Here is a 24,647-nt window from a genome sequence, read left to right on the forward strand (position 1 = left end):
TGGGCACGTTCATGGCGACGCTGGACAGCACGATCGTCTCGGTCGGCGTGGAGACGCTGGCGGAGCGGTTCGACGCGTCCGTCACGGAGGTCCAGTGGGTCACCACGGCGTATCTGCTCGCGGTGGTGACCGCCGTGCCCGCGTCCGGCTGGCTGGCCGCGCGGTTCGGCGGGCGGCGGACGTGGCTGACGGCTGTGGTCGTGTTCGTGGCGGCGTCGCTGTTGTGCGGGCTGGCGAACTCGCTGCCGACGCTGGTCGCGTTCCGGGTGCTGCAAGGGCTGGCGGGCGGTTTGCTGCCGCCGACCGGGCAGGCGTTGCTGGCGCGCGCGGCGGGGCCGGAGCGGATCGGGCGGCTGATCAGCGTCGTCGGCGTGGTGCCGTTGCTGTCGCCGGTGCTGGGTCCGCTGGCCAGCGGGGCGATCCTCGCCGTCGCGGACTGGCCGTGGCTGTTTTACGTCAACCTTCCGGTCGGCGTCGTCGCGGTCCTGCTGGGGCTGCGGTATGTCGCGGCGGACCAGCCGGCAGCTCCGCGCGAGCCGTTCGATTTCCGTGGCGCGGCTTTGCTCTCGCCCGGGCTGGCCGCGGTGGTGTTCGGGCTCACCGGGTTCTCCGACGGGTATCCGAAATGGCTTTCCGGCACTGCGGTCGTGGCGGGTTTGCTGATGCTGGCCGCATTCGTCCGGCACGGATTGCGGGTGCGGGCGCCGTTGCTGGATCCGCGATTGTTCACCCGGCCGCCGTTCGGGGCCGCCGCGTTGGCGCTGGTCGTGCTGGGCGCTTCGGTGTTCGGCACGATGTTCTTGCTGCCGCTGTATCTGCGGCGCGGTGCCGGACTGGGCGCGTGGGACACCGGATTGCTGCTGGTGCCGCAGGGGATCGGGGCGGCCGCCGGGTCGGTGCTGGTGCATCGCCTGGTGGATCGGGCAGCGCCGCGGACGCTGGTGGTGTCCGGAATCGGCCTGGTGGCGCTCGGAACCGCGGCGTTCACTCAGCTGGGTCCGGAACTTCCGGATGTCGTGCTGGTCATTTCGCTGGTGCTGCGGGGGTTCGGGGCGGCGATGATCAGTGCGCCGGTGCTGGCGCTGGTGTATCGCAGCCTGGAGAAAACCCAGCTGCCGAAAGCGGCCGGTGCGTTGAATTTGCTGAACACTCTCGGCGGTTCGGTCGGGACCGCCGTGCTCGCGCTGGTGTTGCAGAACCGGCTGGCCGCACGGGGCGCGGACGTCGCGGCGGCCTTCGCGGACACGTTCTGGTGGGTGCTCGGACTGGTCGTGGTGGCGGCTGCCGGGGCGGCGAAGCTGCCTAAGGAAAGGAGCCGGTAGATGCAGGACACGTTGCCCAGCCCGGTGGAGGTGACGGCGGGAGCCGCGCCGGACATCGCCCGGCACCGCGAAACGGTCTCGGCGGTGCTGGCCCGGCGCGATCCGCGGTTGCTGGTGATCGTGGGTCCGTGCTCGGTGCACGATCCCTCGGCCGCGCTGGAGTACGCGGAGCTGCTGGCCGGTGCGGCGGCTCGGTACGCCGACGACCTCGTGGTGGTTTTGCGGGCATACCTGGAGAAACCGCGGTCGGTGACCGGGTGGACCGGCTTCCTGCCGGACCCGACGCTGGACGGCAAAGGCGATCTCGCCACCGGAGTACGGCTGGGCAGGCAGTTCTTGCTCGACGCGGCCGCGACCGGGCTGCCGCTGGCGTACGAGTTCGTGGATCCGGTGCTGGCGCCGTATGTCGCGGACACGGTGAGCTGGGGCGCGATCGGGGCGCGGACGGTGGCCAGCCAGCCGCACCGGCAGCTGGCGTCGTGGCTGCCGATGCCGATCGGGATGAAGAACTGCGTGTCCGGACGGCTGGGGCCGGCGGTGGACGCGATCCGCGCGGCCGGGGCGGCGCACGCGTTTCCGGGGCTCGGCGTGGACGGGCGGATGAAAACCTTGCGCAGCAGCGGGAATCCGGATGCGCACCTGGTCCTGCGCGGAGGTCCGGTGCCGAACTACGACGCGGCGTCGGTCGCGGAGGCGACGAAGGTGCTCGGGGAGGCGGGCCTGCCGCGAAGAGCGGTGGTCGACGCCTCGCACGGCAACAGCGGAAAGGACCACAACCGGCAGCCCGGGGTGGTCGCCGACGTGGCGGAGCAGGTGCGCGACGGGGCAGCGGTGGCCGGGGTGATGATCGAGTCGTATCTGCGGGACGGGGCACAGGATCCGGACCGGGTGCCCGCTGATCGGGCGGTGAGCCGGACGGATCCTTGCCTCGGGTGGGAGCGGACGGTTCCGCTGCTGGAAACGCTGGCGGTGGCCAGCCGGGCGCGGACGGCGGGTGTTTGACCGTGCTGCGGCCAGGCGGTCGGTGAAGGACTCCTCGCGGGAATCAGCTTCCCTCAGGGCATCCTTCATTGGCCTCAAGGCAGCAGATTGGCCCGGCGGGCGGCGTTGACGGCCTGGAGGCGGGTCTTCGCGTCCAGCTTCCGCATCGCGTTGCGCAGGTAGCTTTTTACCGTCTCCGGGCCCAGGCCGAGCGCCTCCGCGATGCCCGCGTTGGTCTGCCCGGCCGCGGCTCCTTCGAGGACGTCCAGTTCCCGCGCCGACAAAGACGGCCCGCGCGCCGGGTCGCCGGTCAGGGACTGGCACACCGCGTCGATGCGGGCGCGCAGTTCCGGGTCGTCGACAGCGGCGGCGATCCGGCGAAGCTCCGCGTGGCTCTCCCGGAGCGCTTCCAGCTCGGCCGGTTTCCCGGGCGGCGCGCGTTCCGGCTCCGGGGCCAGCAGGTCCAGCCGCCGGTGCGCTTCGGCGCGCACCGCCAGCTCTTGTTCCAGGTCACGAGCCACTTCGACCATCGCGGTGACCGACCGGTCGCCGAAGCGGACGTGTTCGCGGACCGCGCCGTACAGCACCGCCCGGACGGTCCGCTGCACGATCACCGGCACCGCCATCACCGAGCGCACGCCCTCGGCCTTGACCGCCCGGTCGAAGTGGTGGCTGATCGCGTCGCTGGTGTAGTAGTCCGGCAGCACCACCGGTTTCCGCACGCCGATCGCGCGGCCGCCGAGGCCCTTGCCCTCCGCGACGACGAGGCCGAGCAGCGACGTGGTGGCGGTGCCGAGCAGTTCGGTCATCCGCAGCCGCTTGCCGTCCACGACCTCGCCGCCGAACGACAGCGGCACGCCCGCCGCGCCGCGGAGCCGGGCCAGGGCGCGGCGCACTTCGGCGGTGGTCTCGGCGGCACTCGTCACGGCAGGCACCCCACTTCGGCGGCACGGGAGGCTCCGGCAGGAGGTGCGATTCTACCCAGCCGCGCCTCCGCTGTCGCCGCGTACGGGTCGAAACACCTGGTCAGGCAGCGGACCGGGCAGCGGGATCACCTCGCCGGTGCAGCGGCCGTCCGGGTGCATCAGCCAGCCGACGCGCTTGCGGGTGCGGAGGATGACCGAGCCGGTGAGGATCCCGCCGCCGGGCAGCAGCTGTTCGAGGCTGTCCTGCATGGCCAGCAGCTCGGCCATGTCGGCGGTCCAGGCGTTGACGACGAGGTTCGCCGCGCCGGTGACCGACATGCACAGGCGCACGCGCGGGTTCTCCCGCAGCCGTGCCACGGCCGCGGGAAGATCGCGGCCGGGCAGGCGGCACCACCAGATCACGTGCATCGGCCACCGGGTGTGCAGCTGCGCGACCTCGCAGCGGATCCGCAGCGTCCGGGACCGCGCCAGCGCCGAGAGCTGCCTGCGCACCGACGAGGTGGGCCGGTCCAGCTGTTTGGCCAGCTCGGCGGCGGTGGCGCGGCCGTCGAACGCGAGCGCGGACACCAGGGGCGCGAAGACCGGTGAACGCAGGTAGATCGGTTCGTTCGGCCGGTCGTGTTCCTCGTGCCCGGCTTGCAGAATGGCCGCGCGCTGTCCCGCGTCGAGCGAATCCAGCTGCCATTGGCTGCCTTCGATGTGCATCCGGCCGCCGATGTGCGAACGCAGCGAGGCGACTCCGGGCAACCGCGGCAGCTCGTCGAGCAGCAGCGCCGACAGCGCCTCCATCGACGCCGCGGACACCGTCAGCAGCAAATCCCGGCCTTGTGCGGCGTACTCGATGTTGTGCACGCGGGGCAGTTGCTCCAGCCGGCGCACCACATCGTCGACAGTGCCGGGCAGGCAGTCCATCTCGACCAGGGCGACCATCGCACCTCCGGCCAGCACGCCGTGCACCGGATACGCCGTGATCCAGGCGAGCCCCGCCTCGCGCAGCCGGGTCCAGCGCTGGGCCAGCGCGGTCGGCGAAGCACCCAGCACCCCGGCCAGCGCGGACCAGGGCGCGCGGGGCCGCAGTTGCAGCGCGTGGATGAGCGCGAGGTCCTCCTCGGAGAAGTCCAGTTGCACGTTTCTTCCCATAACTTCCGGTGGCGGTGATCGGATCGAGCGATTTCCGGGCCACTTTGGCGTGGCCGTGAACACTCTAGATCCGAGGTGACGAGCGGAGAAAGGTGCACGGCGTGGATCTGCTGGACGACGCGAGAGCGTTGCTGCCGGACTTGGCGCGGTTGCGGGAGGAGCTGCACCGCGAACCGGAGGTCGGGTTGAACCTGCCTCGGACGCAGGAACGGGTGCTCGAAGAGCTGTCCGGATTGCCGTTGGAGATCAGTACCGGCGTGCGGACGACCTCGGTGACCGCGGTGTTGCGCGGCACGGCGAGGAAGCGCCCGGCCGAGCCGTCGACCGTACTGCTGCGCGGGGACATGGACGCGTTGCCGGTGCGGGAGCGCTCTGGCGAGGACTTCGCGTCGGCCAACGGCTCGATGCACGCGTGCGGGCACGACCTGCACACGGCCGGGCTGGTCGGCGCGGCCCGGCTGCTGAGCGCGCATCGCGACCGGCTGTCCGGGGACGTCGTGTTCATGTTCCAGCCGGGCGAGGAAGGTCACGACGGCGCGCGGGTGATGATCGAGGAGGGCGTGCTCACCGCGGCCGGGCGCCGTCCGGACCACGCCTACGCGCTGCACGTCGTGCCGCATCGGCTGCCGTCCGGACTGGTTTCGGCCCGAGCGGGGACCACGTTGTTCGCGTCGTACACGCTGGAGGTGGTCGTCCGCGGCACCGGCGGGCACGGCGCGACCCCGCACGAGGCGAAGGACCCGGTGGTCGCCGCCGCCGAAATGGTGAGCGTGCTGCAAACCGCGGTGACCCGGTCGTTCGACGTGTCGTCGCCGGTCATCGTCACGGTCGGGGTCCTGCGCGCGGGCACGGCCGCCAACATCATCCCGGACCACGCGTCGTTCGACGCCACGGTCCGCGCTGTCGATCCGGATGCGGAGCCACGGCTGCGCGAGGTGTTCACGCGCTACCTGACCGGCATCGCGGCGGCGCACGGCGTCGTGGCGGACGTCCGGCTCGTCCCCGGCTATCCGGCGACGGTCAACGACGCCGGGGAAGCGGAGCATGTCGGCGCTGTCGCGCAAGAGCTGTTCGGCGCCGAGTGCTTCGACGCGCCAAGCCATCCGACCCAGGGATCGGAAGATTTCTCCCGCGTACTGCAGGAAGTGCCTGGCGCGCTGATGTTCCTCGGCGCCCACGCGCCGGGCGCGGACCCGGCGGCCGCGGCGGCGAACCACTCGCCGCTCGCCCGATTCGACAGTGCGGTGCTCGGCCGGTCGGCGGCGTTGCTGGCCGGTCTCGCCGCGGAAAGGCTGTGCGCATGAACGCCGCCCCTTCGCGCGTGCGGGTCCTCGTCGGACTCGGTCTCGGCAACGCCATCGAGTGGTACGACTGGGGCGTCTACGCCGCCTATTCGGTGTTCTTCGCGGGCCAGTTCTTCACCGGCGGCAGCGCCGGTTCCGAACTGCTGAAAGCACTCGCGGTGTTCGCGATCGGCTTCGTCGCCCGTCCCGTCGGCGGGATGTTCTTCGGCTGGATGGCCGACCGCGTCGGCCGGAAACCCGTGATGACGCTCAGCATCGCGATGTCGGCCGGAGCGAGTTTCGTGATGGCGCTGACCCCGACCGCGCACCAGGTCGGGCTGCTCGCTCCGGCGCTGCTGGTGATCGCCCGGCTCGCGCAGGGCCTCGCGCACGGCGGCGAACTGCCGTCGGTGCAGACCTACCTGGCCGAGATCGCCCCGCCCGGACGCCGCGGCGCCTGGTCCAGCCTGATCTACGTTTCCGGCGGGATCGGGACGCTGTTCTCGATGGGGCTCGGCGCGGTGCTGTCGGCGGTGCTCGGGGCGCAGCAGATGGCCGACTTCGGCTGGCGGATCCCGTTCCTGCTCGGCGGGTTCTTCGGGCTGTACGCGTTCGTGCTGCGCCGGAAATTCACCGAGACGGAGATCTTCTCCGACGCCGCGAAGAGCGCGCCGAAACGCGCGCCGAAACAACCGGTCCGGCGGCTGCTGCGGGCCAACATCCGGCCGATGCTGCAGGTGGTCGGCATCAACGTGGGCGGAACCATCGTCTACTACGTGTGGGCGATCAACGCGCCGACATTCGCCATCTCGCAGCGGCACACCGGCCAGACCGGCGCGATGATCGCCGGCGCGATCGCCACCGCGCTCTACATCGTCGCGATGCCGTTGTGGGGCATGCTGTCCGACCGGATCGGACGCCGGAAACTGCTGCTGATCGTGTGGCCGGTTTTCCTGGTGCTTTTCTATCCGCTGACCCTGCTGATCCAGGGGGAGGCCTGGCAGCTGCTGATCGCGATGTCGATCGGCGTCGTGCTCAACGGGGTGCTCAACGCGACCGGCCCGGCGATCACCGCCGAGCTGTTCCCGACCGGCATCCGGGCGCTCGGCCTGGCGGTCCCGTATGCGCTGACGGTCGGCCTGTTCGGCGGCACCGCGCCGTATCTGCAGACCTATCTGTCGCAGATCGGGAAGTCGGCGGTGTTCAACATCTACGCCATCGCGTGCGGTCTGGTCACCCTCGTCACCTTCTGGCTGCTGCCGGAGACGAAGGGCATCGAACTCCAGGACGCGGGCCGGGACGCGGACGTCCCGGCGCGGACCACGGCGTGACGGGAGGGCCGGCCACCCCTGTTCGGGGGTGGCCGGCCGGCCTGCCTGCGGTGACGATGTGCCGACACCGGCCGACGATGACCGTGGAGCAGCCCCGTGAGCCCTGAACGCACCATGTTCGACCTGTTGCAGACCTATGCCGCGCCGGACGCGGACGCGACCCAGTTGCTGTGCGGACGGCATCCGGCCGACGCCGTCGCGTTCACCCTCGTCGAGGCCGACCTCAGCAGCCGCGACCTCACCTACGGCCAGCTCGAGGCGGCTTCCGCCCGGTTCGCCGCCGCGCTGGCCGCGCACGGCGTGCGGCCCGGCGACCGGGTCGCGACGCTGATGGGCAAGTCCGCCGAACTGGTCACCGCGCTGCTCGCGATCTGGCGGCTCGGCGCGGTCCACGTGCCGCTGTTCACCGCGTTCGCGCCGCCCGCGATCGCACAGCGGATCGTCGGCAACGGAACCCGGGTGGTCGTTGCCGACGCAGGTCAGCGTGCGAAGCTCGACCCCAGCGATGACCTGCCCGCCGACCCGTCGCGGATCATCGTGACCACCGGCGAAGCGTCCGGCGGCGACCTGTCGTTCGAGGCGCTGCTGGACGAACCGCACCCGCTGCCCGGCCCGGTCGCGGTCGGCGGCGACGGCACGCTGGTCGAGATCTTCACCTCCGGCACGACCGGCACCCCGAAGGCCGTGCCGGTGCCGCTGCGCGGACTCGCCGGGATCCACTCCTACCAGGAGTTCGGCCTCGACCAGACCGACGAGGACGTCTTCTGGAACGCCGCCGACCCGGGCTGGGCGTACGGGCTGTACTTCGCGTTGCTCGGCCCGCTCGCGACCGGACGGCGCAGCATCCTGCTGCACGCCGGGTTCAGTCCCGAACTGACCTGGCAGGTGCTCGAACGCTTCGGCGTCACCAACTTCACCGCCGGCCCCACGGTGTACCGCGCGCTGCGCAGCTCGGGCCTGCCGGTGCCGGCCGGTCTGCGGCTGCGGCACTGCTCGTCGGCGGGGGAGCCGCTGACGCCGGACGTCGTGACCTGGGCCGAGGAGGTCCTCGGCTGCCCGGTGCGCGACCACTACGGCCAGACCGAAACCGGCATGGTCGTCGGCAACGCCTGGCATCCGCACCTGATCGCGCCGGTCAAGACCGGTTCGATGGGACGGCCGCTGCCCGGGTTCGCCGTCGAGGTCCTGAAGGCGGGCAGCGACGAGATCGCCGACGCCGGCGAGACCGGCCGCGTCGCGATCGACGTGTCCGCCAGCCCGCTGATGCCGTTCTCCGGCTACCGCGACGCCCCCGAGCGGACCGCGGAACGCTTCAGCGCCGACGGCCGCTGGTACTACACCGGCGACATCGCCGCCCGGGACCGCGACGGCTACCTGACCTTCGGCTCCCGCGACGACGACGTGATCCTGATGGCGGGCTACCGGATCGGCCCGTTCGAGGTGGAAAGCGCGCTGACGCACCACGAGGCCGTCGCGGAAGCCGCGGTGATCGGCGCGCCGGACGAACTGCGCGGGGAACTGGTGGTGGCCTACGTCGTGCTGAACCCGGGAGTGTCCGGTTCGGACGAACTGGTCGCGGAACTGCAGCAGACGGTGAAATCCCGGCTGGCGGCGCACGTGTACCCGCGGCGCATCCACTTCGTGCCGGAACTGCCGAAGACGCCGAGCGGGAAAATCCAGCGATTCGCGCTGCGGGGGCGGGAGTTGAGCACTGCCGCGTCCAGCTGAACCGGCCGGGTCGCCCTCGTCACGGGGGCGGCCCGCGCCGCCGGATCGGCAGCCGGGCGTGAGTTCAGCAGTACGGCTCCCAGCCGAGTTCTCCGGTCTCCAGGTCTTCGCACACCCCGTGCAGCCAAGCCAGCTCCGCCGTGACGACAGCCGTGCGGTGCTCGTGTTCCAACAGATGCAGCCGGGGGACGTAGGCCTTGTGTGAGGCTTGGAGTACGGCTTCGGTGGTATCGAGCTGTTGCCGCAAAGCCTCGATCCGCTGTCGCAAGTGGACGAGGGTGTCTTCCGGCGTGAGCAGGTGCAGGAACGACACCGCCGCCGGGAAGAGCGGGAACTCGGCGGCCGGTGCCGAGATGCCGGACCGAACCGCGGCTAGCAGCGCTTCCCGTCCGGTTTCGGTGATCGCGTAGAGCGTGCGCTCGGGGCGCCGTTCGGCGCGTTCGACGGCGTGCACGCGCACCAGGCCGTCGCGCACAAGGCGGTCCAGCGCGGTGTGCAGACCCGACCGGGTGCGGACGTTCACGACCAGGTCGACGCCGCGTTCCTTGATCAGCTGCTGCATCCCGTACGCGTGCCGCGGCCCCTCGGCCAGCAGCGCGAGAACCGCGAGGACGACGGGGGACAGGTTTCCGCGAGATGTCATAGTCTGTATCGTACTAGTCTGTAACGGACTATGAGGAGGGGGCTGTGATGGCGAACCGGGGACCGGGCATCGGCGCGGCGCTGGTCGAGGTCGTCGTCTCGATCGGGGGCTACTACCTGTTGCGCGCCTGCGGGATAGGTGTCTTCTGGGCGTTGACGGCACCGGCGCTAGTAGTCGCGGTGTTCGCCGCGGGCACGACGATCCGGCGTCGGCGGCTCGACTTCATCGGGCTGCTTGTCCTCGCCGAGCTGGTCACGACGCTGACGCTGACCTTGGTGACGCGGAACCCGCGGGTGGCCGCGCTGCGCGAGGTCGCCTACGTGCTGGTCGCCGGGGTGTACTGCCTGGTCACCGTGCTGCGCAAGGCACCGCTGACGCACGTGTTCGCCGCCTCGGCGGCCACTTTCGGCGATCCGGCGCGCGAGCGGGCGTTCGCGTACGCCTGGAGTTCGGTGCCGCGGTATCGGCGCTGGCAATGTGCGCTCACCGGGTTGACGGGGGTGATCCTGCTGGCCGCGGCGGCCGCACGGGCGACGATTCTGCTGAGCGCCTCCGACGCCGGGCTCGCGCATGCGGTCGACGTGTCGAACACCCTCACGCTGTACATGCTCGCCGCGCTGGGGGTGGCGAACGGAGTGCTGATCCAGGTGCCTCGGCGGATCATCGAGACACTGGCGGCGGACGGATCGCCGGTGCCTCGATGACCCGCGGGCGTCCGGTCAGGGAGTGGCGCTGCCGCCCTGGGTGATGACGCCCCCGCCGCCCTTGTTGAGCACGCGCGGCTGACCCGAGGCGTAGCGCACGATGCTGCCCGCGCCGGTGGTGACGATCTTCTGCGCCGAGCCGACCTCGATGATGGAGGCGTTGCCCTCGACCTTCACCAGCGCGCACGACCCGTTGAGCGTCGCGTGGACGCTGTTGGCCGAAATCACGACGGTGCGGCCCCGGCAGCTGTCGGTGACCTTCGCGCCGTCGTCGGTGATGGTCAGCGGTTCGCCCTGGCCCTGGATCTCCTGGGTGTCGGCGTCGTCGGGGTCGGCGGCGGGGGAGCTGCTGCCCGGCCCGGCCCGGCCGGGGCGGCGGGAGCGGCGGGCGCGGGGGCCGGATCCGCCGAGCCGCAGCCCGTGGCGACCAGGGCGGTGAGGCCCGCCGTCGCCAGGATCGTGCCGAAGCGGAGGGCGAAGCCCGTCCCGCGGAGCCGGGAATGCACGGGGGACCTGGTTGCATATTCAACAAACTATCAACGGCAAGCAAAACGTTTTGCACGAGGTCCCGGCATCCGCGCGGAGCGGCCGGGTCAGCGATCCGGACCGGGCTCCAGCGCGGGCAGATTGCGCACGGCGGCGTACTCGGCCGTGATCCGCGAGACGATTTCCGCTGCGGGCAGGACCTCCGTGATCAGCCCGGCCGACTGACCGGCCTCGACCTTTCCTCTAGCGACATCCCCCTGCAGTGCGGCGTCTTTCAGCGAAGACTCCTGGAACACCTTGCGCCGCAAGGCTTCCTCCGCGCCAGCCGTCTCCAGCTCCTGCATCCGTGCGGTGAAGTCGTTGGCCAGCGCCCGGATCACGCCCAACCCGTGCCCGACAGTCCGCGTGCTGTCAACGCCTGCCGCGAGCACGGCCTCCTGATACGCGGGATGCACAGTCGCCTCCGTGCTCGCCAGAAATCGCGTGCCGAACTGTGCTCCACCGGCGCCCAACGCCAGCATCGCCGCCAGCCCGGCGCCGTCGGCGACCCCGCCGGAAGCGAGCACCGGGACCTCCGGCACCGCCGAAACCACCGCCCGCACCAAAACCTGTGTCGTCACCATCCCCGGCGGCGGATGCCCGCCCGCCTCGGCTCCGACGACCACCAGCCCGTCGACCCCGGCGGCCGCGGCCTTGAGCGCGTGCTCGACCCCGGCGACGACGTGCAGGCATCGGGTGCCGACGGCGTGGAACCGGTCCAGGTACCGCCGCGGGCCGCCCTGCGAGGCGATCAGCACCGGCGGCCGCCGGGCGAGCAGCAGGTCGATCACCTCGTCGGCGCTCGCCCGGTACAGCGGCAGGTTCACCGCCCACGGCCGGTCGGTGCCGTCGGCCATCTCGTCCAGCGTCCTGGCGAGGTCCGGCAGCCGCATCGGACCGGCGGCGACCACGCCGAGGCCGCCCGCGTTGCTGACCGCCAGCGGCAGCGCCGAGCAGGACGACGCCCACGACATCCCGGCTTGGACGATCGGCAGGTCCAGGCCCAGCAGGGAGGTGACGGAAGTCCGGATCACTGGTCCTCCAGCAGTGCTCGGGCGTGCGCGGCCAGCCGGTTCTTCTGCACCTTGGCGCTCGCGGTCATGCCGATGGTTTCGAAGCCGTCCACGATGCGCAGGTGGCGGGGGACCTTGAACCCGGCCAGCCGCTCTTTCGCCCACGCCAGCAGATCGGACTCGGAGGGCCCGGGTCCGGTCAGCACGACGAACGCGAACGGCACCTCGATCAGCCGCTCGTCCGGGACGCCGACCACCGCGGCCTGCCGGACGGCGGGATGGCGGTGCAGCACGTCCTCGACGTCCGCGGGCGCGACGTTCTCGCCGCCGACCCGGATGATGTCCTTGGTGCGCCCGGTGAAGTGCAACCGGCCCGAGTCGTCCAGAAGGCCGACGTCGCCGGTGGACAGCCAGCCCTCGGCGTCGACGGTTTCCGCGGTGCGGACCGGATCGTCCAGATAGCCCCGCATGACGTTCCAGCCGCGGACCAGGATCGAGCCCGGTTCGCCGGGCGGGCAGTCCCGGCTGTCGTCGAGGGCGCGGATGCGGATCTCCACGCCCGGTTCGGGAGCCATCGCGCCGGACGCGCGCAGGTCTTCCGGCTCCCACCACGCCGACTGCGCGACGTTCGGCGAAGCCTCGGAAAGCCCGTATCCGGCAACGCATTCGCGTGCGCCCAGCTCGTCGATCACCCGGCGCACGACGGTGGGGGACGCGGCGACCCACGCTCCCCGCAGCGAGAGGTTCCGCTGTGCGCGGTCGGGGTGGTTGAGCAGGAGCAGCGCGATGGTGTCGTTGCCGGAGAAGTGCGTGCAGCGTTCGGTTTCCAGCAGCCGCAACGCTTCCGCTGGCTCGAACTTCGGCATCGTCACCAGCGTCGTCGCGTGCTGCAAGGAAGACAGCACCGACAGGGTGCTCCCGGCGACGTGGAAGAACGGCCGCGCGGAGTGGAACCGGTCGCCGGGGCGCAGGCCCATCCTGGCTCCGGAGAAGAACGCGTCGGCGCACATGCTGCGGTGGGTCAGCAGGACGCCTTTGGGTCGCGAGGTCGTCCCGGAGGTGTACTGCACGAGCAGGAGGTCGTCGGCGGCCGCAGTCGGTTCGGCCGGGGTGCTGGCGGCGAGGAAGTCCGTCCAGCTGTCGTCGCCGAGGAAGACGATCCGTTGCAGGGCAGGGAGATCCGGGTTGCCGGGTTCGATGCCCGCTTCGGCGAACAGGCGCGGGAAGTCGACGTTCAACACGCGCGAAGCGGAGAAGAGCGTGCTGACCTTCGCGTGTTCGAGGGTGTAGCGGACTTCCTCGGCGGTGAAGCGGGTGTTCACCGGAACGACGAGCGCGCCGAGCGAACCGAGCGCGAGGAACAGCGTGACCCACTCCGGCATATTGCCGAGGCAGAGGCCGATCCGGTCGCCGCGGCCGATGCCGGAGGCGGCCAGCGCACCGCGCACCCTGGCGACCTCGGCGGCGAGTTCGCGGTAGGTGATCCGGGATTCGGCGGTGACGACGGCTTCGACGTCGGGGGCCAGCAGCGCGGCACGGGCGAGGGCGTCCTGGACGGTGAGCGGGCAGGCGGTGCGCAGGTCGGTCATGAGGCTTCTCCGGCGAATCGGGCGACGCCGTCGCGCCAGGTGCCCTCGGCGAGGTTCTGTTCGATCGCGGCCATTTCGATCCGGATGCCGCGGTCGAGGTCGGTTTCGGCGCCGAGGTCGAGCGCGCGTTTGGTCAACGCGATCGCCGACGGCGGCGCGACGGCGATCGCGGCGGCGGTTTCCGCGCCCGCGGCGGCGAGATCCGGCACGACCCGGTTGACCAGGCCCAGCGACGCGGCTTCGGCGGCGGTCAGCGAGGTGTTGGTGTACAGCAGTTCCTTCGCCCGGCGCTTGCCGATCGCGCGTTGCAGCCGTTGCGTCGCGCCGACTGTGCCCCAATGCGGTTCGGGGAACCGGAAAACCGCGTTCTCCGCGGCGAGCGCGAAGTCGGCGGCCAGGGTGATTTCGCCGCCGGAACCGACGACCGTGCCGTGCACCAGCGCGACCACCGGGCAGCGGCAGGCCTCGATCGCCGCGTAGGCCGCGAACGACGCGACCCGGCGCCGCCGCACCCACGCGGCGTCCTTGCCGGTCCGTTCCTTCAGGTCGGCGCCCGCGCAGAACACCGGTCCCGCGCCGCTGAGCAGCACCACCCGGACGTCCTCGGCGTCAATGGTGTCGAAGGCTTCCCGAAGCTCGTGGCACATCGGCAGGTCGAGGGCGTTGCGCGCCTCCGGCCGGGACAGTTCGACCCGGGCGATCCCGTCGGTCACGTCGAGAGTCACACGTGAGGTCATTGCTCAGATCACTCCCGCGGCCCGCAGGCCCTCGATCTCGCTGTCCGGCAGCCCGGCCAGGTCGCGCAGCACGGCGTCGGTGTCCGCGCCGAGCACCGGCGGCACGCCCGTCGCCGGTGCCTCCCCGGCAGTCTCGCGCAACGGCGTGCGCAGCGCGGGGAACCTGCCTTCCACCGGATGTTCGAACTCGCCGACCATCCCGCGCGCGAGGGCATGCGGATCGGCCAGCGCTTCGCGCACCGAACGCACTGCACCGGCCGGAACGTCGGCGGCTCGCAGTTGCGCGACCAGTTCGTCACGGTCGTGCTGGGCGATCGCGCCGCGCAGCGCCTTCATCACCCGGGCCCGGTGCTCGACCCGGCCGGAGTTCCGCTGCAACGCCGGGTCGGTGCCCAAAGCGGACAGCCCCAGCACCGAACAGAGCGGCGTCCAGTGCTGGTCGCTGCCGCTGATGTGCAGCCATTCGCCGTCCCCGGCCTGGAACGCCGCCGACGGCACCCGCCCCGGATGCTCGGTTCCGGTGCGGACGGGATCCTCGCCGAGCGCGAACAACCGGGCGGCGTTCAGCGCGTGCAGGCTGAGCTGGACATCCATCATCGCCACGTCGAGGTGCCGGCCGCGGCCCTCCGACGATCGCCCGGCGAGCCCGGTCAGCACGGCGATCACCACCCACAGCCCGGACGTCAGGTCCGCCACCGGCACCCCGGTCTTCGCGGGCGGGCCGGCGGGATCGCCGGTCATCGCCATCACGCCGGACAGCGCCTGGAACACCGTGTCGTAGCCCTTGCGGCGCGCGTCCGGCCCGGTCTGGCCGAAACCGGTCGCGGACACCAGCACGAGGCCGGGATTCTCCGCGGACAGTTCGGCGTAGCCGAGGCCGAGCCGGTCGAGCGTGCCGGGCAGGAAGTTCTCCACGACGACGTCGGCGCGCGCGGCCAGCTTCCGGACGACATCCCGGCCGCGCGGGTCCTTCAAGTCCACAGTGACCGATTGCTTGCCACGGTTGAAGGCGAAGAAGTACGCGCTCTCGCCGTGCGGCAGCCGGGGCTCGAAACCGCGGGTTTCGTCGCCGGTGCCGGGGCGTTCGACCTTGATCACGGTCGCGCCGAGTTCGGCGAGGATCTGGGTGGCCAGCGGCGCGGCGAGGACCCGGGAGAGATCCAGCACCGTGACTCCGGCGAGCGGGCCGGTCATGAGCGGAACCCGCGCATCAGGGCGTTGACGTCCTGGCCCGCGCGCATCGCGGCGTCCGTCGGCAGGTCCGCGACGCGGTAGAAGAGGTCCTTGGCCGCGGCGAGCGCGCGAGGCTCGACCGAGGCCCAGCGCTGCGCGATGGCGAGCGCCGCGGGCACGATCTCGGAAGGTTCGGCCACCTGGTTCACCAGCCCGTAGGACAGGGCTTCCGCGGCGGTGAGCAGCCGGCCGGTGCTGACCAGCTCGAAGGCGAGCTTCCGGCCCAGCTGCCGGACCAGTCCGGTCATCACCAGCGCGGGCACGATCGAATGCTTCAGCTCGGGATAGCCGAACTTCAGGTCCGACCCGGCGACCACCATGTCCGCGCCGATCGCGAGCCCGGCCCCGCCGCCGACCGCCGCGCCGCGCACCGCGGCGACCACCGGCACCGGCAGCTGCTGCATGCGCGTCTGGAGCCGGGCGGTGAGCGCGGCGCGTTCGAGGACCGCGTCCGGCTGGTCCGGGGTGAGCGACGAGAACTCGTTGAGGTCGGCACCGGCGCAGAACCCGCGTCCGGCCCCGGTCAGCACGACAGCGCGGACTCCGGGATCGCGGCCCGCTTCGTCGAGCGCGGTGTCCAGCGCGCGGGTGAGCGCGGTGTCGAGGGCGTTGAGCTTGTCCGGCCGGTTGAGCGTGAGGACGCGGACGGCATCGTGGTCTTCGGTCAGCAGCACAGGTTCTCCAGTGAAAGTCAGGCGGTGGCGAATCCGGCTCGGGCGACCATGCTGTGCAGCGGGCGGCCGAGCGCTTCTTCGCAGGCCGCGGACGCCGCGGCGAGCTGGTCGGGATCGAGGCCGGTTTCGACGCCCATCGCGGCGAACAGGCTGGCCAGGTCCTCGGTGCACACGTTGCCGGTGAGCCCGGCCCCGTAGCCGATCTTCGCCGGATGCCCGCCGACGCCGCCCATCGCGGAATCGAAGTGGCGGCACCCGGCCTCCAACGCGGCGACAGCGTTCGCGATCCCGGTTCCGCGTGTGTTGTGCAGGTGCGCGACCAGCGGCAGGTCCGGGTTCTCGCGCGAAAGCCGGGTGTAGAGCGCGCGCACCGAGCCCGGGGTCGCGACGCCGGTGGTGTCGCCGAGGGTCACCAGGCTCGCGCCGAGGTCGGCGAACCGCGCGACGTCTTCGGCCACCCGGCCCGGGTCGACCTTGCCCTCGAACGGGCAGCCGAACGCCACCGAAACCACTCCGACCAGGCGAAACCGGCTGTCGGCGAGCTTGACCATCTCGGTCACGCGCTCCCATTGACCGGCCCGCGTGGTGCGGAGATTCCGCTTGGTGTGCGCTTCGGTGGCGGACACCAGCAAGCTCAGTTCCTCGGCGCCGTGCCCGGCTTCGAGGTCCGCGAGCGCGCGTTCGACGGCGCGCGGGTTCGGGCAGGTCGCCTTGAACGCGACGCCCGGGCGCCGGTCGATCCCGGCGAGCACCTCGGAGGCGTCGGAGAATCCGGGCACCCGCGCGGGGTGGCTGTAGCTGGTCGCCTCGATCCGGCGGAAACCGGTGCGCGCGAACGAGTTCAGCAGCGCGATCTTCGTCGCGGTCGGCACGGGCTCCGGCTCGTGCTGCAGCCCGTCGCGGGCGAAGCACTCGCAGATCGTGACGGCGTCGGACATCCTGGGCCCACCTCCTCGTCGGTGGATCCAGAAGTACGCGAGGGTGTTGATAAAGTCAACACTACTCGGCGGCCGGGTGAGCCCGCTCACTCTCCTCGACGGCCAGCGCGTGCTCGGCCAGCTTGTCCAGCGCGCGGTCCAGCACTCTCGCCTCCTCGCCGGTGAGGGTGGCGAGGAAGTCCGCGTCGCGTTCGTTGGCGGCGGTGATCAGGCCGCGGTACACCCGGGTGCCTTCGGCGGTCAGCGCCAGCTGCGACGTGCGCCCGGACCCGGCCGTGCGGTTCACCAGTCCGCGGTCGGTCAGCCGGCTGACCACTCGGCTCATCTGGGCTTTGTCCAGTCCGGCGCGGCGCGCGAGCCGGTTGAGCGTGAGCGTCGGGTCGGCCGCGATGAGCGCGATCGCGCGCCATTCGCCGAGGCTCACGCCGAAGTCCCGCCGGTAGCGCACCGCGGCGCTGCGCGACATCGCCGACGACGTGCGCGAGAGCCGGTAGGACAGCAGTCCGGAGATGGGGACCAGGTCGTGTCCGTCCGCGCGTTCGGCCATGGCCGTGCATCGTAGCCGTTACCGGCTGGGTGTTGACAAACTCAACACTTGATGCGGAGACTGCCACTCGCCCGATCCGGACGAAGGAGTCTCAGCCGTGGCCGAACCATCCGCTGTCACCGGCGCTCCGGCAACCGCCGCTGGTGACCGCAAAGCGACCTATCGCACGATCGCCCGGCGCGTCATGCCGCTGCTGGTGCTGTGTTACGTCGTCAGCTACATCGACCGCACCAACATCGGGATCGCGCAGCAGGGTCTCAAACGGGATCTCGGCTTCGGTCCCGCCGTGTACGGGCTCGGCGTCACGCTGTTCTTCGTCGGCTTCATCCTCTTCGAGGTCCCGAGCAACGCGCTGCTGGCCCGCATCGGCGCGCGCAAGACACTCGCCCGCATCATGGCCACCTGGGGCGTGATGACCGTGGTGACCCTGTTCGTGCAGAACGAGATCATGTTCTACGCCGCGCGCTTCCTGCTCGGCGTCGCGGAAGCCGGGTTCTTCCCCGGCGCGCTGTACCTGCTGTCGCTGTGGTTCCCGTCGTCGCGGCGGACCCGGATGACGGCCGTGTTCTTCATCGGCATCCCGGTGTCCGGCGCGCTCGGCTCGGTGATGTCGGGCTGGATCATGCACTCGCTCGGCGGCGTCGGCGGGCTCGCGGACTGGCAGTGGCTGTTCCTGATCGAGGGGATCCCGCCGATCCTGCTGGCCGGGCTCGTGCTGCTCTTCGTCACCGACGGCCCGGAGCAGGCGAAGTGGCTCACCGCGGAGCAGAAGGCGGCCGTGCGCGAGGACCTCGACGCGGACCTGCGGGACAAGGGCGCGGAGACGCAAAAGCACAGCGGCTTGCTGCTCGCCCTGCGCGACCCGAAGGTCTGGATCCTCGGGCTCTGCGCGTGCGGCGCGTACACGCTGGCGAACGCCGTCTCGTACTGGACGCCGCGGATCATCGCCAACGCCGGCGTCGGCAACGTCCTGAACCTCGGGTTCTTTTCGGCGATCCCGCCGCTGCTCGGCATCGTGGTGATGCTGCTGGTCGGCAGGCATTCCGACCGGACCCTGGAACGGCGCTGGCACGCGGCGACGAGCTGGATCGTGGCGGTGTTCGCGATGCTCGCGATCTCGGTGTCCGGCGGCAACGTCGTGGTGGTCATCCTGTTGCTCGCGGTGATGGCGGCGGCGCACTACTCGGGGCTTACGGTGTTCTACTCGATCCCGTCGATCTATTTGACCGACCGGGCCGCGGCCACCGGAATCGCGGTGGTGACGTCGATGGGTTCGTTCGCGGCCGCCGCTTCGCCGTCGCTGCTCGGGTTCATCGAGTCCTCGACCGGAAGCCTGTCGCTGGGACTGCAGATCAGCGCGGGCATCATCCTGCTCGCCGTCGTGGTGCTGCTCGTCGGCGTCCGGCCCGGCGATCTTCGCGAACGCCGCCGCTGACCCTCCCTGCCGGCGTCCGGTGCCGGGTCCGCCGAACCAGGCGGTGCCGACCCGCCAAAGTGTGAGCTTCGCCGGCGGGCGCCCGGTTGACCTTGGCGGGCCGCCCGGCGGGCCTTTCCTCTCATCGCTCTCACAGGAACTCCGGAGTAGACCGGGTGCGCCGGAGGGAGGAGCGGTGCACGATGGAGCGCGCGAACGGGCATTGGGCCGAGCGGATCGGCGTGGTCGCGCTGGTCTCGGTTCTGCTGGGCGGAGCCGCCTACGGGTGGGCCGAGCTGCGCGCGCTGCTGTCCGGGGTGACCGCGTCGACCGCGCTCGACGGGCAGGCCCGGCCGGGCGGGGACACGAACATCCTCGTCATGGGACTCGATTCGCGGCTCGACGAGCGGGGCGAACCGCTGCCCGCCGAGCTGTACGAGCAGCTGCACGCGGGAGACCAGCACGTCGGCGGCTACAACACCGATGTGCTGATGCTGCTGCACGTTCCGGCCGACGGCGGACATCCGACGGTCATCTCCGTCCCGCGCGACGATTACACCGATCTCGCCGGCTGTCCGGACGGGGTGTGCCAGGGCAGGATCAAGGAGGCTTACGGGTACGCGTTCGCCGCGGCGGCCAAACGTCTTGCCGCGCAAGGCGTCACCGAGAAGGCGGATCGAGAACAGCGGTCCCGCGACGCCGGTCGCGCGGCGGAAGTCGCGACGGTGCGCCAGTTCCTCGGCGGAGTCGCGGTGGACCATTTCGTCGAAGTCACCCTGGTCGCGTTCTATCAGCTGGCTCAGGTCGTGCAACCGGTCACGGTGTGTTTGACCGAGGCCGCGCACGACAGCTACTCGGACGCGGATTTCCCGAGCGGGCAGCAGCGGATTTCCGCGGCACAGGCGCTCGCGTTCGTGCGGCAGCGCCGGGATTCCCGGCACGAGTTCACCGACCTGGACCGGGAACGGCGTCAGCAGGCGTTTCTCGTTTCGCTGGCGCATCAGCTGAAAGAAAGCCGGGTGTTCGGCGACCCGGAGAAACTCGGGCAGCTGGTTTCGGTCGCGCGGGAGAATGTCGCGACCGATTCCGGACTCGACCTCAACGCGCTGGCGCGGCAGGCGGAATCGTTCGCAGGCGGGGATCTGACGTTGGCGTCGCTTCCGGTCGAACGGTTCGAAAAAGACGCGCGCGGCGAAGACGTCAACATCGTCGATCCGGTGGAGATCCGCGCCGCCGCGGCCCGGCTGCTCGGCCGGACGGTCCCGCCGCCGCCCGCCGCGACGGCCGGGCCCGCGGTGGACGTGGTGAACGCGAGCGGCCGTGCGGGCGCGGCTGCCCGGGTGCTCAGGACGCTCCCGTCGCGGGGATACCGCGTCGGGCGCACGTCCAACGCACGGCACACCCATCGCACCGTCGTCCATTACGGGCGCGGGGATTCCGCGGCGGCGGCGAAACTCGTGGCCGCGCTCGGCGGCGGATACGGCGTGGGCTACGACGGCGCGCTGGCCGCGGGGGAGCTGAAACTGGTGCTCGGCACCGATTTCCGGGAAAAGGACGGCCAGGTGGACCCGGTGCCGGTCGCCCCGGTTTCGCCCGCCGACGAACTGTCCGGAGGCGGGGTGCCCTGCGTGCGGTGAACGGGAGAGGCACAAAGATCCGGTGAACCCGATGAGAACGAATTCCGAAATTAACTCTGCCGAGTGACGCCGGCAGCACTCCGTCCGCTCATGTCCGGATCCGCGTGACGAGCCGCACAGCAGCGGCCGGGGGATTGCCCGATATCTGTTTTTGTTCCGATCTCAGCGTCCGGGAACGGCGCTGCTGCTTCAGCCCGGCCTCACGTCGCCCGTTGTTGAGTGGCGTCCGGCCGGTTTCGTCACTCCTGTTCTCCTGGAAAGAGGTTTTCCTGTGACGCTGGACGCGGATCGGGCGCGCACAGGCGCGCCCGAGAGGCTCGCCGAAAAGGCGACGGCGGTTTACCGGGCGGGCCCCGCGCCCGTCATGCGCACGCTTTGCGACATTTTCGCCGAAACGGTGCGCGAACACCCCGACGCGCTCGCGCTGGACGACGGAACCGAGCGCGCGACGTACCGCGATTTCGCCGCGCAGGTCGAAGAACTCGCCGGACGCCTCCGCGCCGCCGGGGTCCGGCCGGGCGACCGCGTCGGCATCCGGATGACCTCCGGCACCGCGGCGCTGTACCGCGGCATTCTCGCCGTTCTTTCCGCTGGTGCGGCTTATGTTCCGGTCGACGCCGACGATCCGGCCGACCGCGCCGGGACGGTGTGGACGGAAGCTCGGGTAAGCCTGGTCCTGAGCGATGCGGGGTTGCCGCCCGCGCGCGGACCGCAGTGGCCGCGAGTCCGTCCGCAGCCGCAGGACGACGCGTGGATCATTTTCACCTCCGGTTCCACCGGCAAGCCCAAGGGCGTCGCGGTCACGCATCGCGCGGCCGCGGCCTTCGCCGACGCTGAAGCGCGGCTGTTCTGCACCGCGCGGCCGCTCGGCCCGGGCGATCGCGTGCTGGCCGGGCTGAGCGTCGCGTTTGACGCCTCGTGCGAGGAAATGTGGCTGGCGTGGCGACATGGCGCGTGCCTGGTCCCGGCACCGCGCTCGCTCGTCCGCGCGGGCGCCGACCTCGGGCCGTGGCTCGTCGAGCGCGGCGTCACTGTCGTGTCCACGGTGCCGACGCTCGCCGCACTGTGGCCAGTGGACACTCTGGCCGGCGTCCGGCTGCTCATCCTCGGCGGCGAAGCGTGCCCGCCGGAGGTCGTGACGCGCTTCGACGACGGCAAAAGGGAAATCTGGAACACTTACGGCCCAACGGAAACCACCGTCGTCGCGTGTGCGCAACGGCTGCACGCGGGCGAACCGGTGCGGATCGGGCTGCCGCTAGCGGGCTGGGACCTCGCGGTCGTCGACCCGGAAGACCCGGCGGGCATTCCGGTGCCGTGGGGCCGCAGCGGAGAACTGGTGATCGGCGGCGTCGGCCTCGCCCGGTACCTCGACGCGGCGAAGGACGCGCAGAAGTTCGTGCCGCTGCCGGGCCTCGGCTGGAGCCGGGCGTACCGCAGCGGAGACTTGGTGCGGGCGGTGCCGGAGGGCCTGGAGTTCGTCGGCCGCGCGGACGGTCAGGTCAAGATCGGCGGACGACGTGTCGAGCTGGGCGAGATCGACGCCGCGCTGCGTGCGTTGCCCGGAGTCGCCGCGGCCGCGACGGTCGTGCGGCGCACGCACAGCGGCGCGCAGGTGCTGGTCGGATACGTGGTGCCGGAAGGCGAGAGCCTTGATCGCACCGCCGCGCGCGGTCTTCTGCGGGACCGGTTGCCCGCGGCTCTGGTGCCCCGGCTCGCGTTGGTGCCGGAGCTGCCGGTGCGCGCGTCGGGCAAGCTCGACCGCGACGCGTTGCCGTGGCCGCTGGAGGAACCGGCCGCCGCGCCGGTGGTGCCGTCCGATCCGAAGCTGGCATGGCTGTTGCGGGTGTGGAGCGAACACCTCGCGGCCGCGGCCGGGCCGGACGACGACTTCTTCGACCTCGGCGGTTCGAGCGTGACCGCCGCGCGGCTGGTTTCCGCGCTGCGCGAACGGTATCCGAGCGCGGCAGTGTCCGATGTGTACTCCTGCCCGACGCCGCGGGAACTGTACGAACGTCTCGCCGGAGCACCGGCCGAAACCGTCGAGGTGGAACAGCCGCAGGTCGCTCCGGTGCGCGGCAGCGGCTGGTGGCAGGCCGGGGTGCAGCTGGTTTTGCTGGCTCTGTCCGGAATGCGGTGGTTGCTCTCGGTCTCGCTGCTCGGCTCGCTGGTTTCGCTGGTGCTGCCGTTGCAGTGGCTGCCGCGGATGTCGTGGTGGATCCTCGTGCCCGCGTGGCTGGTGCTGCTGAGCCCGCCCGGCCGGATGCTGCTGGCCGCGGGCGGCGTGCGGATGCTGCGCGGAAAGCCCGCGCCGGGGGAGTACCGCCGCGGCGGCATTGTCCACATGCGACTGTGGACGGCGGAACGGTTCGCTGCCGTGGCCGGTCCGCCCGGAGTCGCCGGAACCCCGCTCGCCGCGCCGTACGCCCGGTTGCTCGGCAATCGGGTCGGCCGAGGCGTGGACCTGCATGCTCCGCCGCCGGTGAGCGGGCTCGCCGACTTCGGCGACGGCTGCGCGATCGAACCCGAAGCGGACCTGGCCGGATGGTGGCTGGACGGCGCGGTGCTGCGGATCGGCCGCGTCCGCGTGGGAGCCGGTGCGCGGGCCGGCGGCCGCAGCACGCTGCTTCCGGGCACCGACCTCGGTGCCGGATCGGTGCTCCTGCCCGGCTCGACGCTCGACACCCGCGTACCGGACGGCGCGGTCTGGGGCGGCTCCCCGGCCGGGCCCGCGGGCGAACGCCCGTCGCGGCCGACCGCGGCGGCACCGCGAGCGAAGCGGTACTTGCTGGCTTTCGCGCTGGGCGGGACGCTGCGGTCGATGGTCCTGTTCGTGTCCGCGATTCCGCTGGGCGCGGTCGCGCTGCTGCTGATCCCGGCGGCGGACGACCCGCGCGGCGCCGCGCTGGCGATCCTGCCGTGGACGCCGCTGCTCGTCCTCGCCGGAATCGTGGTGCACGCCTTGACGATCGTGCTGCTCGTGCGGCTGGCCGGCCTGGCCGTGCGACCGGGGGTCTATCCGGTGCTGAGCCGCGCGGGCTGGGCGGCCTGGTTCGTGCACGAACTGCTGGAAATCGCCCGGCGGCAGCTGTTCCCGCTCTACGCCGCACTGGCGACTCCGGTCTGGATGCGACTGCTTGGCGCCCGAATCGGCCGTGGCGTCGAACTGTCCACTGTGCTCAGTCTGCCGTCGCTGCTGCGAGTGCGGGACGGCGCGTTCCTCGCCGACGACGTCCTCGCCGCGCCGTACGAACTCGACCGGGGCTGGGTCCGGCTGGGCGTCTCCGAGGTCGGGGAACGCGCGTTCGTGGGCAACTCCGCAGTCGTGGGCCCCGGCCGGACGCTCGGCTCGGCCTCGCTCGTCGGCGTCCTGTCCGACACCCCGGCAGACGTCCCCGACGGCACGTCCTGGCTCGGCCGCCCCGCTTTGCAGCTTCGCCGGAGCGCCGACACCGTCGATCCCGCCCGCACTTTCGCGCCGCCGCGCCGGGTGAAGCTGGCCCGCGCGCTGGTCGAGTCCTGCCGGATCGCGCCGCTGCTGATCGCGGGCCTGCTCGCACTCGCCGTGAGCGCGGTACTGACCGGAGCGGACATCGCGGACGGCTTCTGGACCGCCGCCGCCCTCGCGCCCGCGGTGTTCGTCTCGGCCGGTCTCTTCGCCGCGCTGCTGACGACGCTGATGAAATGGACGCTGGTCGGCCGATTCCGGCCGGGACGGCATCCACTGTGGAGCGCGTTCGTGTGGCGGAACGAGCTGTACGACACGTTCGTCGAGACGCTCGCGGTCCCGTGGTTCGCCGGTTCCTTCCTTGGCACGCCGGTGCTGAACTGGTGGCTGCGAACCCTCGGCGCCCGCATCGGCCGCGGCGTCTGGTGCGAGAGCTACTGGCTGCCGGAAACGGACCTCGTCCACCTCGGCGACGGCGCCGTGGTGAATCGTGGCTGCGTGCTGCAGACGCACCTGTTCCACGACCGCGTCATGCGGCTGGATCCGGTCCGCCTCGGCTCCGGCGCGACGCTGGGGCCACGGGCGTTCCAGCTGCCGGGCAGCGCGATTTCCGAGGGGGCGACGGTGGGATCGGGGTCGCTGGTGATGGCGGGGGAGACGGTTCCGCCGCGGACCCGGTGGCGGGGGACGCCGGTTCGGCCTTGGAAGCGAGGGGGTCGTGAGTGGTTATGCCGGTTCTAATACTCCAGCTGTAGTTCGTGATTGGGCGCTGGTTGCTGGTGTCGTCGCTGGTAGTGGCTTTGGCGGGCTTGGTGCTGGTGTCGTCGGCGCCAGGCG

Annotated in this window: 21 protein-coding genes; 10 read left to right on the forward strand and 11 right to left on the reverse strand. The window is 71.5% G+C overall.

The genetic code is table 11. The annotated features are described in order from the left end of the window. Positions 1-11 precede the first annotated feature (11 nt). Positions 12-1,322, forward strand: coding sequence for a DHA2 family efflux MFS transporter permease subunit (locus BM362_RS43335; protein WP_093577113.1), 1,311 nt, complete (start codon positions 12-14; stop codon positions 1,320-1,322). Beyond that, positions 1,323-2,324 (forward strand): 3-deoxy-7-phosphoheptulonate synthase, encoded by a 1,002-nt coding sequence (locus BM362_RS43340; protein ID WP_067576417.1) that lies wholly within the window; start codon positions 1,323-1,325, stop codon positions 2,322-2,324. Positions 2,325-2,398: 74 nt separating this feature from the next. On the opposite strand, the gene BM362_RS43345 is transcribed toward BM362_RS43340, so the two are convergent. After that, a complete protein-coding gene (locus tag BM362_RS43345) occupies positions 2,399-3,229 on the reverse strand; it encodes a helix-turn-helix transcriptional regulator (protein WP_067576418.1) in 831 nt (276 codons plus the stop codon). Positions 3,230-3,280: 51 nt separating this feature from the next. Next, positions 3,281-4,369: an Lrp/AsnC family transcriptional regulator gene (locus BM362_RS43350; protein WP_093577092.1), complete on the reverse strand. Its 1,089-nt coding sequence runs from the start codon at positions 4,367-4,369 to the stop codon at positions 3,281-3,283. A 101-nt stretch (positions 4,370-4,470) separates the two neighbouring features. Between BM362_RS43350 and BM362_RS43355 the strand changes: the two genes are divergently transcribed. The 3 genes from BM362_RS43355 to BM362_RS43365 all read left to right on the forward strand — a co-directional run bounded on the left by BM362_RS43355 (position 4,471) and on the right by BM362_RS43365 (position 8,711). Further along, entirely contained in the window at positions 4,471-5,673 is a 1,203-nt protein-coding gene (locus BM362_RS43355) for a M20 metallopeptidase family protein (RefSeq protein WP_067576631.1), read from the forward strand. Next, positions 5,670-6,983, forward strand: coding sequence for an MFS transporter (locus tag BM362_RS43360; protein ID WP_067576633.1), 1,314 nt, complete (start codon positions 5,670-5,672; stop codon positions 6,981-6,983). Before BM362_RS43355 ends, BM362_RS43360 begins: the two co-directional genes overlap by 4 nt. A gap of 96 nt (positions 6,984-7,079) precedes the next feature. Further along, complete coding sequence (locus tag BM362_RS43365) at positions 7,080-8,711, forward strand: AMP-binding protein (RefSeq protein WP_208865517.1); 1,632 nt, start codon at positions 7,080-7,082, stop codon at positions 8,709-8,711. A gap of 64 nt (positions 8,712-8,775) precedes the next feature. Here the strand turns inward: BM362_RS43365 and BM362_RS43370 are convergent, their stop codons facing one another. Next, the gene (locus BM362_RS43370) at positions 8,776-9,354 is read right to left on the reverse strand and encodes a PadR family transcriptional regulator (RefSeq protein WP_093577094.1); all 579 of its coding nucleotides are present in this window, start codon (positions 9,352-9,354) and stop codon (positions 8,776-8,778) included. 47 nt (positions 9,355-9,401) lie between these two features. Between BM362_RS43370 and BM362_RS43375 the strand changes: the two genes are divergently transcribed. Further along, on the forward strand, positions 9,402-10,058 hold the full coding sequence (locus tag BM362_RS43375; RefSeq protein WP_093577095.1) for a VC0807 family protein: 657 nt from the start codon (positions 9,402-9,404) through the stop codon (positions 10,056-10,058). A 15-nt stretch (positions 10,059-10,073) separates the two neighbouring features. Here the strand turns inward: BM362_RS43375 and BM362_RS48035 are convergent, their stop codons facing one another. After that, a complete protein-coding gene (locus BM362_RS48035) occupies positions 10,074-10,235 on the reverse strand; it encodes a DUF3060 domain-containing protein (RefSeq protein ID WP_244287473.1) in 162 nt (53 codons plus the stop codon). Between BM362_RS48035 and BM362_RS48040 the strand changes: the two genes are divergently transcribed. Further along, positions 10,219-10,497 carry a hypothetical protein gene (locus BM362_RS48040; RefSeq protein WP_167545661.1) on the forward strand — a complete coding sequence of 93 codons (279 nt, stop codon included), beginning with the start codon at positions 10,219-10,221 and terminating at the stop codon, positions 10,495-10,497. The two genes, BM362_RS48035 and BM362_RS48040, sit on opposite strands and share 17 nt — an antisense overlap. A 154-nt stretch (positions 10,498-10,651) precedes the next feature. Here the strand turns inward: BM362_RS48040 and BM362_RS43385 are convergent, their stop codons facing one another. The 7 genes from BM362_RS43385 to BM362_RS43415 form a co-directional block, all read right to left on the reverse strand. After that, positions 10,652-11,617, reverse strand: coding sequence for an NAD(P)H-dependent flavin oxidoreductase (locus tag BM362_RS43385; protein ID WP_093577097.1), 966 nt, complete (start codon positions 11,615-11,617; stop codon positions 10,652-10,654). Then, complete coding sequence (locus tag BM362_RS43390) at positions 11,614-13,185, reverse strand: AMP-binding protein (protein ID WP_093577098.1); 1,572 nt, start codon at positions 13,183-13,185, stop codon at positions 11,614-11,616. Before BM362_RS43390 ends, BM362_RS43385 begins: the two co-directional genes overlap by 4 nt. After that, positions 13,182-13,922, reverse strand: coding sequence for an enoyl-CoA hydratase/isomerase family protein (locus tag BM362_RS43395; RefSeq protein WP_093577099.1), 741 nt, complete (start codon positions 13,920-13,922; stop codon positions 13,182-13,184). Before BM362_RS43395 ends, BM362_RS43390 begins: the two co-directional genes overlap by 4 nt. A 3-nt stretch (positions 13,923-13,925) precedes the next feature. Beyond that, positions 13,926-15,116, reverse strand: a complete 1,191-nt coding sequence (locus BM362_RS43400) for a CaiB/BaiF CoA transferase family protein (RefSeq protein WP_093577100.1) — start codon at positions 15,114-15,116, stop codon at positions 13,926-13,928. Then, positions 15,113-15,829, reverse strand: a complete 717-nt coding sequence (locus BM362_RS43405; RefSeq protein ID WP_244287474.1) for an enoyl-CoA hydratase/isomerase family protein — start codon at positions 15,827-15,829, stop codon at positions 15,113-15,115. The genes BM362_RS43400 and BM362_RS43405 overlap by 4 nt, the downstream gene beginning before the upstream one ends. 17 nt (positions 15,830-15,846) lie before the next feature. Further along, the gene (locus BM362_RS43410) at positions 15,847-16,767 is read right to left on the reverse strand and encodes a hydroxymethylglutaryl-CoA lyase (protein WP_093577101.1); all 921 of its coding nucleotides are present in this window, start codon (positions 16,765-16,767) and stop codon (positions 15,847-15,849) included. A 61-nt stretch (positions 16,768-16,828) separates the two neighbouring features. Continuing rightward, positions 16,829-17,314, reverse strand: coding sequence for a MarR family winged helix-turn-helix transcriptional regulator (locus tag BM362_RS43415; RefSeq protein WP_093577102.1), 486 nt, complete (start codon positions 17,312-17,314; stop codon positions 16,829-16,831). Between the two features lie 97 nt (positions 17,315-17,411). On the opposite strand from BM362_RS43415, the gene BM362_RS43420 reads away from it, so the two are divergent. From BM362_RS43420 to BM362_RS43430, 3 genes are all read left to right on the forward strand, one after another. Next, a complete protein-coding gene (locus tag BM362_RS43420; protein ID WP_067576427.1) occupies positions 17,412-18,749 on the forward strand; it encodes an MFS transporter in 1,338 nt (445 codons plus the stop codon). A 182-nt stretch (positions 18,750-18,931) separates the two neighbouring features. Beyond that, complete coding sequence (locus BM362_RS43425) at positions 18,932-20,365, forward strand: LCP family protein (protein ID WP_093577103.1); 1,434 nt, start codon at positions 18,932-18,934, stop codon at positions 20,363-20,365. A 271-nt stretch (positions 20,366-20,636) separates the two neighbouring features. Continuing rightward, positions 20,637-24,551 (forward strand): Pls/PosA family non-ribosomal peptide synthetase, encoded by a 3,915-nt coding sequence (locus BM362_RS43430; RefSeq protein ID WP_093577104.1) that lies wholly within the window; start codon positions 20,637-20,639, stop codon positions 24,549-24,551. Positions 24,552-24,647: the final 96 nt, after the last annotated feature.

Origin of the sequence: Amycolatopsis rubida (genome assembly GCF_900115345.1) — a bacterium.
Classification (GTDB): Bacteria; Actinomycetota; Actinomycetes; order Mycobacteriales; family Pseudonocardiaceae; genus Amycolatopsis; species Amycolatopsis rubida.

Coding starts and splice junctions, on each gene's coding strand:
- BM362_RS43425 (WP_093577103.1), top strand. CDS start 18,932: ATGGAGCGCGCGAACGGGCATTGGGCCGAGCGGATCGGCGTGGTCGCG.
- BM362_RS43335 (WP_093577113.1), top strand. CDS start 12: ATGGCGACGCTGGACAGCACGATCGTCTCGGTCGGCGTGGAGACGCTG.
- BM362_RS43370 (WP_093577094.1), bottom strand. CDS start 9,354: ATGACATCTCGCGGAAACCTGTCCCCCGTCGTCCTCGCGGTTCTCGCG.
- BM362_RS43390 (WP_093577098.1), bottom strand. CDS start 13,185: ATGACCGACCTGCGCACCGCCTGCCCGCTCACCGTCCAGGACGCCCTC.
- BM362_RS43410 (WP_093577101.1), bottom strand. CDS start 16,767: ATGTCCGACGCCGTCACGATCTGCGAGTGCTTCGCCCGCGACGGGCTG.
- BM362_RS43400 (WP_093577100.1), bottom strand. CDS start 15,116: ATGACCGGCCCGCTCGCCGGAGTCACGGTGCTGGATCTCTCCCGGGTC.
- BM362_RS43350 (WP_093577092.1), bottom strand. CDS start 4,369: ATGGGAAGAAACGTGCAACTGGACTTCTCCGAGGAGGACCTCGCGCTC.
- BM362_RS43375 (WP_093577095.1), top strand. CDS start 9,402: ATGGCGAACCGGGGACCGGGCATCGGCGCGGCGCTGGTCGAGGTCGTC.
- BM362_RS43395 (WP_093577099.1), bottom strand. CDS start 13,922: ATGACCTCACGTGTGACTCTCGACGTGACCGACGGGATCGCCCGGGTC.
- BM362_RS43340 (WP_067576417.1), top strand. CDS start 1,323: ATGCAGGACACGTTGCCCAGCCCGGTGGAGGTGACGGCGGGAGCCGCG.
- BM362_RS43415 (WP_093577102.1), bottom strand. CDS start 17,314: ATGGCCGAACGCGCGGACGGACACGACCTGGTCCCCATCTCCGGACTG.
- BM362_RS43360 (WP_067576633.1), top strand. CDS start 5,670: ATGAACGCCGCCCCTTCGCGCGTGCGGGTCCTCGTCGGACTCGGTCTC.